General features: G+C 72.2%; 9 protein-coding genes. 1 reads left to right on the forward strand and 8 read right to left on the reverse strand.

What is annotated here, in order from left to right; translation table 11 throughout:
* The first annotated feature begins 70 nt into the window (after positions 1–70).
* Positions 71–1,069: a GerMN domain-containing protein gene (locus AB0I51_RS20180; protein WP_362976899.1), complete on the forward strand. Its 999-nt coding sequence runs from the start codon at positions 71–73 to the stop codon at positions 1,067–1,069.
* A gap of 81 nt (positions 1,070–1,150) precedes the next feature.
* Here AB0I51_RS20180 and AB0I51_RS20185 read toward each other — a convergent pair whose 3' ends face one another.
* The 8 genes from AB0I51_RS20185 to AB0I51_RS20220 all read right to left on the reverse strand — a co-directional run bounded on the left by AB0I51_RS20185 (position 1,151) and on the right by AB0I51_RS20220 (position 11,655).
* Positions 1,151–1,660, reverse strand: a complete 510-nt coding sequence (locus AB0I51_RS20185) for a flavodoxin domain-containing protein (protein ID WP_362976901.1) — start codon at positions 1,658–1,660, stop codon at positions 1,151–1,153.
* A 21-nt stretch (positions 1,661–1,681) separates the two neighbouring features.
* Positions 1,682–2,413: a CBS domain-containing protein gene (locus tag AB0I51_RS20190; RefSeq protein ID WP_362976903.1), complete on the reverse strand. Its 732-nt coding sequence runs from the start codon at positions 2,411–2,413 to the stop codon at positions 1,682–1,684.
* 12 nt (positions 2,414–2,425) lie between these two features.
* Entirely contained in the window at positions 2,426–5,116 is a 2,691-nt protein-coding gene (locus AB0I51_RS20195) for a GNAT family N-acetyltransferase (protein ID WP_362976905.1), read from the reverse strand.
* 148 nt (positions 5,117–5,264) lie between these two features.
* A complete protein-coding gene (gene gap / locus AB0I51_RS20200) occupies positions 5,265–6,278 on the reverse strand; it encodes a type I glyceraldehyde-3-phosphate dehydrogenase (protein WP_362976907.1) in 1,014 nt (337 codons plus the stop codon).
* Between the two features lie 31 nt (positions 6,279–6,309).
* Entirely contained in the window at positions 6,310–8,709 is a 2,400-nt protein-coding gene (locus AB0I51_RS20205) for a phosphoketolase family protein (protein ID WP_362976909.1), read from the reverse strand.
* Positions 8,710–8,794: 85 nt separating this feature from the next.
* Positions 8,795–9,667, reverse strand: coding sequence for a universal stress protein (locus tag AB0I51_RS20210; protein ID WP_362976911.1), 873 nt, complete (start codon positions 9,665–9,667; stop codon positions 8,795–8,797).
* A gap of 5 nt (positions 9,668–9,672) precedes the next feature.
* On the reverse strand, positions 9,673–10,695 hold the full coding sequence (adhP, locus tag AB0I51_RS20215) for an alcohol dehydrogenase AdhP (RefSeq protein ID WP_362976913.1): 1,023 nt from the start codon (positions 10,693–10,695) through the stop codon (positions 9,673–9,675).
* A gap of 54 nt (positions 10,696–10,749) precedes the next feature.
* On the reverse strand, positions 10,750–11,655 hold the full coding sequence (locus AB0I51_RS20220) for a universal stress protein (protein WP_362976915.1): 906 nt from the start codon (positions 11,653–11,655) through the stop codon (positions 10,750–10,752).
* Between the last annotated feature and the right edge of the window lie 251 nt (positions 11,656–11,906).

The raw sequence follows: 11,906 nt of genomic DNA on the forward strand, positions 1-11,906 counted from the left end.
GACACGGGTCGGGCGGCACTGGTGACCGCCCGTCGGGAGGAGTTCGCTGGAAGTGTCGGAGGAGAATGCCATGAACGGCGCAGCATCACTCGCATCCACCAACCACCGCCGCCGCACCGCCGTGCTCACCACGGCACTGACGCTGCCTCTGCTCGCGGTCACCGCGTGCGGTACGACCACCGGTACGGGAACGCCGGCCGCCACCGGTCCGGCCTCGCCCCCCACCGTCGGCACGGGCACGTCGGGCGGCACCTCGGGCGGTACCTCGGGCACGCCCGCCCAGTCCGGCACCGCGACCCCGAGGACCACGGCACCGAAAACCACCGCACCGCCCGCCACCAGCAGCACGGCCGCGACCCGCGTCCGTACGGGGGTGTACTTCCTGCACGGTGAAAAGGTCTCCCCCGCCCCGCGCACCGTGACCGGGCCGGCGACCGCCACGGCCGCCGTACGGGCCCTGCTGGCCGGCCCCGACCGCTACGAGCGCGCCCACGGCCGCACCACGGCGATCCCGTCCGGGACCCGGCTGCGGTCCCTCGTCGTCCGGAACCACGTGGCCACGGTCGACCTGACCGGCCGCTACGACGACGGAGGCGGCAGCCTGTCGATGCAGGAGCGGCTCGCCCAGGTCGTGTTCACGCTGACCCGGTTCCCCACCGTCCACAAGGTCGCGTTCGAGCTCGACGGCAAGGCGGTGACCTCCTTCGGCGGCGAGGGCGTCCTCCTCAACGGGCCGGTCGGCCGGGGGGACTTCGAGGACCGGGCGCCCGCCGTGCTGGTGGAGTCGCCGATGGCCGGTGACACCGTGCGCACCCCGCTGCGGGTGTGGGGCAGTGCGAACACGTTCGAGGCGCAGTTCAGGCTGAAGGTCACCGACACCGCCGGGCGCACCGCCTCCGACGTCCTGGTCAGGGCGACGTCGGGCACCGGCACGCGCGGCACCTTCGACGTGACGTTCCCCTACAAGGCGGCGCGGACCGGCCCGGGTCTGCTCACCGCGTACTTCCTGTCCCCCAAGGACGGCAGGCAGGTGACCGTCGACACGGTGCCGCTGACCGTGAACCGCTGACATCGGCCCGCGGCACGGAAGGGCCCCGGCGCATCGGTTCCGCGCCGGGGCCCTTCCGTGCTCAAGGAGAGGTACAGCAGGTCAGTCCTCCTTCGACGCGGTCAGCAGCTCGTCCGCGATCCGCTCCGCCCACTCCTCGATCACGGCGAAGTCGCGGAAGTCTCCGCCCTTTCCGCTCCGCACGATCGACCGGGCGATGTACCCCTTGGCGCCCTCCTCCAGACAGCCTCCGAAGGTGACATGGCCCCTGGCGTCGATCCGGGCCATGGCACGCCGTACGCCGGGCACGGGCGGGATGTCCCGCTCCGAGGCCGAGGCGTCCAGTGGACCGCTGCTGAACAACCACACCGGGCGCTGGGCCAGTTGGCGGCCGTGCCGGTTCAGGAACCGGCGGGCGTCACGGTGCCAGCGGCCGGCGTACAGCCCGCTGCCGAGCACCACGGCGCCGTAGGGCATCACACTCAGGACGGACCCGGCGGGCAGCAGGTCGGTGACGAGTCCCGCCTTGCGCAGGACCTCGGCCACGGCCTCGGCGATCTGCGCGGTCGATCCGTTCGTCGTTCCATAGGCGACCAGCACACTGGTGGGCATGGCGGTCCGCCTCCTCTCACTTCACAGGTGGCGCACCCAGTCCTCGGTGACACCGTGATAGGTCTGCTCCTCGGGCTGGATGTGCGAGTCGTCCCGCCGGTAGGTGAGCTGGTCGACGACCGCGACGACACCGTCGATCTGGCGGGTCATGGAGAGGGCGATCTCCTTCTCGCTCTTGCGCTCCATCTGGCCGGCGAGTGTGACGACGCCCTGCACCACGGAGACGTCGATGCTGCGCGGGCCCTGCCACAGGGCACGGACCAGCACCTCTTCGACGACCTCGTCGTGGATGTCCGCGTCGGAGCGCAGGAAGACCTGGAGCACGTCGCGGCGGGTGACGATGCCGACGAGCCGGTCCTCCTCATCGAGGACGGGCAGCCGTTCCACACGGTGCTGCGCCATGGTCCGGGCGGCCTCGACGATGGTGTCCTCGGCGTGCACGGTGACGGGCGGCTCGGTCATCAGTCGGCCGGCGGTGCGGGCCGTGGCCTTCGCGGCCCGCCGCTTGGCGCTGCGCGTCAGCCCGGCGACCCGGAACCGCTTCTTCGGCTCGTACGGGTCGGGGGTCTCGGCCTGATGGGCCATCAGGTCCGTCTCGGAGACGACTCCGACGACCTTGTCGTCCTCGTCGACCACGGGCAGGCCGCTGATGCGGTGTTCGCCGAGCAGGCGTGCCACCTCCTTGAACGGCGTTCCGTAGGTGGCGCGGACAACCTCCGTGGTCATCACGGAGCCGACCTTGTTGTGCTTCATGGTGTTCCCTCCTCAGCGAAGTCGGCGCAGATACGGGTCCTGCGCCCCGCGGGGCAGCAGGCGGACGCGGGCATCGAGGACGGTGACTCCGCCCGGTGCCGCGAGCACGGGGTTGAAGTCGGCCTCGGCCAGCTGCGGCAGGTCGCTCGCCATCCGGGACAGCCGCAGCAGCAGCTGTTCGAGGCCTTCGAGGTCGACGGGCCGGCTGCCGTGCGCGCCGAACAGGAGCGGGGCGCAGCGCGGGGCCGTGATCAGGTCGTGCACGTCGTGGTCGGTGAGCGGGGCCAGCCGGGCCGCGTGGTCGGCGAGGATCTCGGTCGCGGTGCCGCCGAGCCCGAACAGGACGAGCGGTCCGAAGACCTGGTCCTGGACGACACCGGCGAACAGCTCGGTGCCGCGCTCGGCGAGCGGCTGCACGACCACGCCGGTCAGCAGTCCCGCGAACCGGGTCTCCAAGTCCCGGAAGGCGGACCGCACTTGGGCGTCGCCGCGCAGGTCGAGGTGGACGGCGTGCTGTTCGCTCTTGTGCAGCAGGCCGGGCCAGTAGCCCTTCATGACCACCCGGCCGTCGGCGCCGCGCAGCCGTTCGGCGGCGAGGACGGCACCGTCCTCGGTGTCGGCCCAGGCCCAGGCGAGCTGGGGAACGCCGTAGCAGCCGAGGAGTTCGGCGCACTGGCGCGGGTCGAGCCAGCCGCCGTCCGGGTTCGCGTCGAGGTAGGTCTCGACGAAGGTGCGGGCGCGCTCGGTCTCGACTCCGTCGAGGTCGGGGATCGTCCCGGTGGGCCGGGCGAGCCAGGCCGCCCGGTGGGCCGCGTGGGCCAACGCCCTTGCCGCCGCCTGGGGTTCGGCGTAGGCGGGGACGGTGCGCAGGTCGGTGGTTGTCAACAGCTCGACGGGCAGGGCCTGTTCGAGCCGCACGACGGCAACCGGCTTGGGCCTGTCTCCGGTCGACCGGGTGAGGGCCCGGACGAGGTCGTCGCCGGTCGCCTCGGCGACCGCCGTGGGCACCAGGGCCACGAGCACGGCGTCGATGCCGTTGTGCCGCATGATCCGGTCCACGCAGTCCCGCAGCTGGTCCTCGCTCACGGCCGCGGTGGCGTCGATCGGGTTGCCGGTCTCGGCGCCCTCGGGCAGTACGGCGAGGAGTTCGTCGACGAGTTCGGGGGTGGGCCTCGGCAGGGTGAGGCCGGCCTCGGCGCAGGCGTCGGCGGCGAGGACCCCGGCCCCGCCCGCGTTGGTGACGATCGCGACCCGGGAGCCGGCGGGCAGCGGCTGGGAGTGCAACAGGGCGGCGGCTTCGAGGAGTTCGCCGACCGAGTGCGTCGCGGTGATGCCGGCCTGGGTGAACAGCGCCCCGCGGGTCATGGTCCGGGTGGCCGCGGCGGCGGTGTGCGAGGCGGCGGCGCGGCGGCCCGCGTCGGTGCGGCCGGCGTCGACGGTCAGGACGGGCATACGGCGGGTCACGCGCCGGGCGGTGCGGGAGAAGGCCCGCGGGTTGCCGAAGGACTCCAGGTGCAGGAGGGCGAGGTCGGTGGTGCCGTCGCTCTCCCACCACTGGAGCATGTCGTTGCCGCTGACGTCGAACTTGTCGCCCAGGGAGGCGAAGGTCGAGACGCCGATGCCGAGCCGGGACAGCCCGTCGAGCAGCGCGATGCCGACGCCACCGGACTGCACGGCGATGCCCGCGGTGCCGGGGCTCGGGTGGTTGGCGGCGAAGGTCGCGTCGAGGTTCAGTTCCGGGTCGGTGTTGGAGACGCCGAGACAGTTGGGGCCGACGAGCCGCATGCCGTACGTCCGGCAGGCCGCCGTCAGCGCCGTGGCCTGGGCCTGGTCGAGTCCCGCCGTGACGACGAGGAGGGCGCGTACGCCCGTCTTGCCGCACTCCTCGGCGGTGGCGGGGACGGCGGCGGCGGGTACGGCGACGACCACGAGGTCGGGCGTCCTGGGCAGGGCGCCGACCGAGGGGTAGCTGGGCACGCCGAGGACGGCGGTGGCGGCGGGGTTCACCGCGAAGAGGCGGCGGGTGAAGCCGCCTGCCTTCAGGTGGTGCAGGATCGCCCGGCCCACGGAACCGGCCGTACGTCCGGCGCCCACGACGGCGACCGCGTCGGGGCGAAGCAGCGGTACGAGGCTGGCGACGTCGGCGGCCCGGCCGCGTGCCTCGGTGGCCGACAGGTAGTTCTCGTCCTCGTCGAGCTCGATGGTGCAGCGCGTCTCGGGGCCCTCGAAGCGGCGGGCGGTGCGCAGGCCGAGGTCGGCGAAGAGCCGCAGGATCTCGCGGTTCTCGCTGAGCGCGTCGGCCGTGAACGTCGTGATGCCCTCGGCACGCGCGGCGGAGACCAGGTGCTCGACGAGAAGGGTGCCGATGCCCCGGTGGTGCAGTCCGTCCGCGACCGCGATGGAGATGTCGGCCGCTGTCCCGGTGCCGCCGTTGTCGTACTCGGCGAGCCCGATCACCTGGTCCTTGGCCTCGGCCAGCAGGGCCCGGTACCCGGGGTGCGGCCTGCAGGCCCGGTCGGCCGCCATCTCGGCGGAGCGGCGGCTCACTCCGAAGAATCGCAGCCGCAGGTTCTCCGGGGACATCTCCTCGTAGAGGCCCTGGAGTTGGTCGTGGTCGCGGGCCTCGACGGGACGGATGCACACGGTGGTACCGTCCGCGAGCAGGGCGTGGACCGGGGGTTTGCTGAGCAGGTCGTCCGTCATCGGGGTCTCCTCCAGGGTTCTTCGACACTTCGAGCGTCCCGCGGAACGGAGAGAGGCCCCATGGGCTGCCTGGGGGCGGACCATGGGGCCTTTCGGCCCTCAGGAATCCGCCCACAGGCCCACCTCACGGGGCCTCTCGCGGTCGTGCTCAGTCGTCGGCGACCAGTGCCGTCAGGTCGAGGAGCCGGTTGGTGTAGCCCCACTCGTTGTCGTACCAGCCGAAGACCTTGACCAGGGTGCCGTTCGCCTGGGTGAGCGCCGGGTCGAAGATGCAGGACGCGGGGTCGCCGATGACGTCGCGGGAGACGATCGGGGCCTTCGAGACGCGCAGGATGCCGTTGAGCGGGCCCTCGGCCGCCTCGGCGAACGCGGCGTTGACCTCGTCCACCGTCGTCTCACGGTTCAGGACCACCGCGAGGTCGGTGAGCGACCCGTCCTCCACCGGCACGCGTACGGCGATGCCGTCCAGGGCGCCCGCCATCTCGGGCACCACCAGGCCCACCGCGCGGGCGGCGCCGGTGCTGGTCGGGATGATGCTCAGGGCCGCCGAGCGGGCCCTGCGCAGGTCCTTGTGCGGGGCGTCGAGAAGGGACTGGTCGTTGGTGTAGCCGTGGATGGTGGTCATCATGCCGCGCTCGATGCCGAAGGTCTCGTGGAGGACCTTGACCATCGGGGCGACGCAGTTGGTGGTGCAGGAGGCGGCCGAGACGATCCGGTCCTGCCGGCGGTCGTACGTTGCGTCGTTGACGCCCATCACGATGGTGGCGTCCGCGTTCTTGCCCGGGGCGGACAACAGCACGGTGTGCGCGCCCGCCTTCAGGTGCAGGGCGGCGGAGTCGCGGTCGCGGAAGCGGCCGGTGGACTCGATCACGATGCCGGCGCCGTAGTCGGACCAGTGCAGCGCGGCCGGATCGCGTTCGGCGGTGACCTCGATGCGCCGGCCGTCGACGGTGATCGAGGTGTCGTCGTGGCTGACCTCGCGTCCGATGCGGCCGAACGTGGAGTCGTATTCGAGGAGGTGGGCAAGGGTGGCGGGCGAGGTGATGTCGTTGATGGCGACGACCTCGACGTCCTGGGTGCCCGCCTCGGCGCGGTCGAGTGCCGCGCGCAGATAGGTGCGGCCTATGCGGCCGAAGCCGTTGATGCCGACGCGTACGGTCATGGCGGTGAACTCCTTTGCTGGGGAGGGGATCTCAGGCGTTCCAGGTCCAGTCGGCGACTTCGGGCAGATCGGTGCCGTGTTCGCGGATCCAGGCGTGGTGGCGGGTGCGGGCGTCGGCCATCTGCTGGCGTACGGCGGCGGCGCGTACCGCGAGGCCGGGGACGCGGTCGATGACGTCCATGACGAGGCGGTAGCGGTCGAGGTCGTTGCGGACGACCATGTCGAACGGTGTGGTCGTGGTGCCGGACTCCTTGTAGCCGCGGACATGCAGGTTGGCGTGGCCGGCGCGGCGGTAGGCGAGGCGGTGGATGAGCCACGGGTAGCCGTGGTAGGCGAAGATGACCGGCTTGTCGGTGGTGAACAGGCCGTCGTACTCGAAGTCGCTCATGCCGTGCGGGTGTTCCTCGCGCGGCAGCAGCCGGGTCATGTCGACGACGTTGACGACACGGACGGCGAGCTGGGGCAGGTGCCGGCGCAGCAACTGCGCGGCGGCCAGGATCTCCAGGGTGGGGACGTCGCCGGCGCAGGCGAGGACGACGTCGGGTTCGCCGCCGTTCTCGGTGCCGGCCCACTCCCAGATCCCGGCGCCGCGCGCGCAGTGGGCGCGGGCCTGCTCCATGGAGAGCCAGTCGAAGCAGGGCTGCTTGCCGGCGACGACCACGTTGACGTAGTCGCGGCTGCGCAGGATGTGATCGGCCACCGAGAGAAGGGTGTTGGCGTCCGGCGGGAGGTAGACGCGGACGACCTCGGGGCTCTTGTTGAGGACGTGGTCGACGAAGCCGGGGTCCTGGTGCGAGAAGCCGTTGTGGTCCTGGCGCCAGACGTGCGAGGTGAGCAGGTAGTTGAGGGAGGCGATGGGCGCCCGCCACGGCAACTCCCTCGATGTCTTCAGCCACTTGATGTGCTGGTTGACCATGGAGTCGACGATGTGGACGAAGGCCTCGTAGCAGGAGAACAGTCCGTGCCGGCCGGTCAGCAGATAGCCCTCCAGCCAGCCCTGGCAGGTGTGTTCGGAGAGGATCTCCATCACCCGGCCGTGCCGGTCCAGGTGTTCGTCGACCGGCAGGAACCCGGCCTGCCATGCCTTGCCGCTGGCGTTGAAGACGGCCTGGAGGCGGTTGGAGGCGGTCTCGTCCGGACCGACGACGCGGAAGTCGCGGCTCGCCGAGGTGTCGTGCATGACCTGTTCGAGGAGGTCACCGAGGATGCGGGTCGGCTCGTGCAGTGTCGTGCCCGGCTTGTCGACGGGGACGGCGAACCGGTCCAGGGACGGGATCGGCAGGTCGCGTACCAGCAGGCCGCCGTTGGCGTACGGGCTGGAGCCCAGGCGCTTGTCGCCTTCGGGCATGCAGGCAAGCACGTCGGCGACGGGCCGGCCGTCCGGGCCGAAGAGCCTCTCCGGGTGGTACGACCGCAGCCAGGCCTCCAACTGCCGTAGGTGCTCGGGGTTTTCGCGCACCTCGGACAGCGGGACCTGGTGTGCGCGCCAGGTGCCCTCGACGGGGACGCCGTCGACCTCGGCGGGGCCGGTCCAGCCCTTCGGGGTGCGCAGCACGATCACCGGCCAGTGCACGCGTTCGGCGACGCCGTCCTCGCGGGCGGACTGCTGCATCGCGGCGATGCGGTCCAGCGCGTCGTCGAACGCGGCGGCCATGGCCCTGTGCACCTGGAGCGGGTCGTCGCCGGTGACGTGGATCGGGTCGTGGCCGTAGCCGCGCAGCAGCTCGTCGAGTTCGGACTCGGGGAGGCGGGCCAGCACGGTCGGGTTGGCGATCTTGTAGCCGTTGAGGTGCAGGATCGGCAGTACGGCGCCGTCGTGGACCGGGTCGAGGAACTTGTTGGAGTGCCAGGCGGCGGCCAGCGGGCCGGTCTCCGCCTCGCCGTCGCCGATCACACAGGCGACCAGCAGGTCCGGGTTGTCGAGGGCGGCGCCGTAGGCGTGCGCGAGGGAGTAGCCGAGTTCCCCGCCCTCGTGGATCGAACCGGGGGTCTCGGGTGCCACGTGGCTCGGCACGCCACCGGGGAAGGAGAACTGCCTGAACAGCCGCTCCATGCCGGCGCCGTCGCGGCTGACGTCCGGGTAGGTCTCGCTGTAGCTGCCCTCCAGCCAGGAGTTGGCGAGCACGGACGGGCCGCCGTGCCCCGGGCCCCATACGCACAGCGCGTCCAGGCCGCGCGCCTTGATCACCCGGTTGAGGTGGGTGTACACGAGGTTGAGGCCGGGCGAGGTGCCCCAGTGGCCCAGCAGCCGCGGCTTGATGTGCTCCGGCTTCAGGGGCTCTTTGAGCAGCGGGTTCGCCATCAGGTAGATCTGTCCGGCGGCCAGGTAGTTCGCGGCGCGCCAGTGGGCGTCCAGGGTGCGCAGTTCGTCGTCGGAGAGATCGGAGGGTACGGACAGAGCGGTGGCGTCCTGGTGGGCGGCCTTGGGCATCGGAGGCTCCGGAGTCATCACATGGGGCAGCGGGCGGTGGTGGCGTAACTACTGCGTCAGCGGGCCGAGTTGGAGGCGCTCGTGCTCAGGCGTGCTCGGGCACGATGACGACCGGGCAGGCGGAGTGGTGCAGCACCCCGTGGGCCACTCGGCCGAGTTGGAGTCCGTAGTGCCCGGGGCGGCGCTTGGCTCCGACGATCAGGAGGTCGGCGTCACGCGAGGCGCCCACGAGCACGGCGCGGGTGGGGCCCTCGACCGTACGGCGGTGCACTTCGACGTCGGCGGGAATGTCCCGGAGCGCCGCTTCCAGCACCTCCGCCGCCTCTTGCTCGTGCAGTCGGGCGGGTTCGCCGGACATCAGGGGATGGTCGGTGGTCTCGTGCGCGGGCCAGCGCCAGGCCCGTACGGCCTCCACCGGCACTCCGCGCCGCCGCGCCTCCTCGAAGGCGAACCGCACCGCCGCCGAGCCCCCCGGCTTCTCGCCGACGCCCACGACGACGCGGCCGTGCGTGCCGGTGCGGGCCTGGTTGTCGTGGTTGCCGCGGACGACGATCATCGGGCACTGCGCGTGTCCGGCCACGGTCAGGCTCACGGAGCCGAGCAGCGCCTCGGCGAGGCCGCTGCGGCCGCGGGTGCCGGTCACCAGCGCCGAGGCGCTGCGGCTCTCCCGCACCAGCGCGTACTCGGGCTCCTCGGGCAGGACGTCGGTGGAGATCTTCACGTCGGGCTGACGCAGCTGGGCACGCCGGGCGGCCGTGTCGACGATGTCCTCGGCCCGTACCTGTTCGGACGGCTTGTGGAGGTCGTCGGCGAGCGAGGTGCCCTCGTAGCGCTCCCACAGCGATGCGTACACCAGCCGCAGCGGCAGTCCGCGTACGGCGGCCTCGTCGGCCGCCCAGTCGACGGCCCGCAGGCTGGGCTCGGAGCCGTCGACACCGACGACGATCGGGAGTGTCATCGCCCTCACCGTCCCGAAGCGAGGTCGAAGACGATCCGGGCCTTGACGCCACCGCGCAGCACGTCGGCGATGGACTCGTTGACCGAACTCAGCGGACGGGTCTCGGAGATGACCTTGGTCTGTCCGGTGGCGTGCAGCTGGAAGACCTCCGCGAGGTCCTGCCGGGTGCCGACGATCGAGCCGATCACCGAGGTGCCGTTGAGCACGGTGTCGAAGATCGGAAGCTGGATCGTGCCGTGCGCGGGCAGGGCGACCATCACGAGCTTCCCGCCGCGCCGCAGACCGGAGTTGACGGCGGCGAACGCGGCCTCGTTCACGGCCAGGGCGATCGCCGCGTGCGCGCCGCCGTGCCGCTTGAGGACCTCGGCCACGTCCTCCTTGCGGGCGTCGATGACGAGGTCGGCGCCGAGCGCGGTGGCGAGTTCGAGCTTCTCGTCGGTGACGTCGATGGCCGCGACCTGGGCTCCGGCGATCTTCGCGTACTGCACGGCCAGGTGGCCGAGTCCGCCGACACCGGAGATCGCGACGAGCTGGGCGGGCCGCACACCGGCGACCTTGAGCGCCTTGTACGTGGTGACGCCGGCGCAGGTCAGCGGGGCGGCGTCGATCGCGCTCACGCCGTCGGGCACCGGCTGGGCGAAGTCGGCCCAGGCGAGCATCTTCTCGGCGTATCCGCCGTCGCATCCGTAGCCGGTGTTGATCTGCTGCTCGCAGAGGGTCTCCCAGCCCGACAGGCAGTGCTCGCAGCGCCCGCAGGCCTTGCCGAGCCACGGGACGGCGACGCGCTGGCCGACGCTCAGGTGGGTGACGCCGTCGCCGAGCTTCTCGACCAGGCCGACGCCCTCGTGACCGGGGACGAAGGGCGGGTTGGGCTTGACGGGCCAGTCGCCGTGGGCGGCGTGGATGTCGGTGTGGCACAGACCGGAGGCCTCGACACGGACGCGGACCTGGCCGGGGCCGGGCTCGGGGTCGGGGCGGTCCTCGATGACCAGGGGTGCACCGAACGCCCGGACAACTGCTGCCTTCATGGGTCTCTTCTCCTCAGGGGGGAGGGACGGGGACGGGACGGGGACGGAGGGAGATCAGTCGTGGGCGACGACGGCCACGGGGGAGGTCGCGTGGTGCAGGACGCCGTGCGCGACCGGGCCGATGTGCGCGCCGAGCGCGGCGCGGCGGATCCGGCGGCCGATGACGACCAGGGAGGCCTCTCGGGAGGCGTCCACCAGGTGGTCGGCGGCGCTGCCGACGCGGGGCTGCAGGGCGACCTCGATCTCGGGGTGCTTCTGCCGCCAGGGGCGCAGGGCCTCGGTGAGGGCGGTGGTCTCCTCGCGGGAGAGTTCGTCGTTCAGGCCCGCGTCCAGCGCGAGGCCGTAGGCGTAGTACGGCGGAAGGTTCCAGCCGTAGACCACCCGCAGACCGGTGCCGCGCCGGGCGGCCTCGGCGAACGCGAACTCGATCACCGCGTCGGCGGGGGCGTCGGCGTCGAGGCCGAGGACCACGGGCCGGTAGGGGGTGTCGGCCGACGGGTTGCCCGCCGGGTCCGTCTCGTGTTCGTCGGCGGCCTGTTCGCCGGCCCGGACCAGGACCACGGGCAGTTCGGCGTGGGCGACGACGGCGAGGCCGACGGAGCCGACGAGAAATCCACCCACGCCGCTCAGGCCGCGCGAGCCGAGGACCAGCAGTTCGGCGTCCTTCGCCGCGTCGAGCAGCGCGTCCGCCGGCGTGCCGGTCACCTGGTCCTCGGTCACGTCCAGACCGGGGTGGCGCAGGCGCAGGCCCTCGCCCGCCTCGCGCGGAATCCGCTGGCTCCAGTGCTGCTGCGTCTCCGCGCCCAGCAGCGGGGCCTGGGCCAGCGGGTCCGGGGCGGGCTCCCAGACGTGCACGACCTTCAGCGGCACGCCGCGAAGCCCGGCCTCGCGGGCCGCCCATTCGGCGGCGGCGCGGCTCTCGGGAGAACCGTCGAGACCTGCGACAACAGTGCGGACCATGATTCTTCCTCCTGAACAGATGTCTGATTCCAGCTTCGTGACGTAGGGGTTCCCCGGGCAGGGGCCGCAGGTCCCCGGCAGGGGCCGTTCGGCCCAATGGGCAGCCGCACGGCGGGCCCCCGTCACGGAGGCCCGCCGCATCTGCCGCGGTCAGCGCAGCCAGTTGTGGTCGCGGACGACCGGGAGCTTCGCCCAGACCTTGCCCAGACCCCACGTCGCACCCGCGCCCGCCGCCGCGAGAGCGATGACGA

The sequence above is a fragment of the Streptomyces sp. NPDC050549 genome (assembly GCF_040655035.1).
Lineage (GTDB): Bacteria > Actinomycetota > Actinomycetes > Streptomycetales > Streptomycetaceae > Streptomyces.

Excerpts from the sequence above, each read along its gene's own strand:
- adhP (WP_362976913.1), bottom strand. The coding sequence starts at position 10,695 with ATGAAGGCAGCAGTTGTCCGGGCGTTCGGTGCACCCCTGGTCATCGAG.
- AB0I51_RS20185 (WP_362976901.1), bottom strand. The coding sequence starts at position 1,660 with ATGCCCACCAGTGTGCTGGTCGCCTATGGAACGACGAACGGATCGACC.
- AB0I51_RS20190 (WP_362976903.1), bottom strand. The coding sequence starts at position 2,413 with ATGAAGCACAACAAGGTCGGCTCCGTGATGACCACGGAGGTTGTCCGC.
- gap (WP_362976907.1), bottom strand. The coding sequence starts at position 6,278 with ATGACCGTACGCGTCGGCATCAACGGCTTCGGCCGCATAGGCCGCACC.
- AB0I51_RS20195 (WP_362976905.1), bottom strand. The coding sequence starts at position 5,116 with ATGACGGACGACCTGCTCAGCAAACCCCCGGTCCACGCCCTGCTCGCG.
- AB0I51_RS20220 (WP_362976915.1), bottom strand. The coding sequence starts at position 11,655 with ATGGTCCGCACTGTTGTCGCAGGTCTCGACGGTTCTCCCGAGAGCCGC.
- AB0I51_RS20180 (WP_362976899.1), top strand. The coding sequence starts at position 71 with ATGAACGGCGCAGCATCACTCGCATCCACCAACCACCGCCGCCGCACC.
- AB0I51_RS20210 (WP_362976911.1), bottom strand. The coding sequence starts at position 9,667 with ATGACACTCCCGATCGTCGTCGGTGTCGACGGCTCCGAGCCCAGCCTG.
- AB0I51_RS20205 (WP_362976909.1), bottom strand. The coding sequence starts at position 8,709 with ATGCCCAAGGCCGCCCACCAGGACGCCACCGCTCTGTCCGTACCCTCC.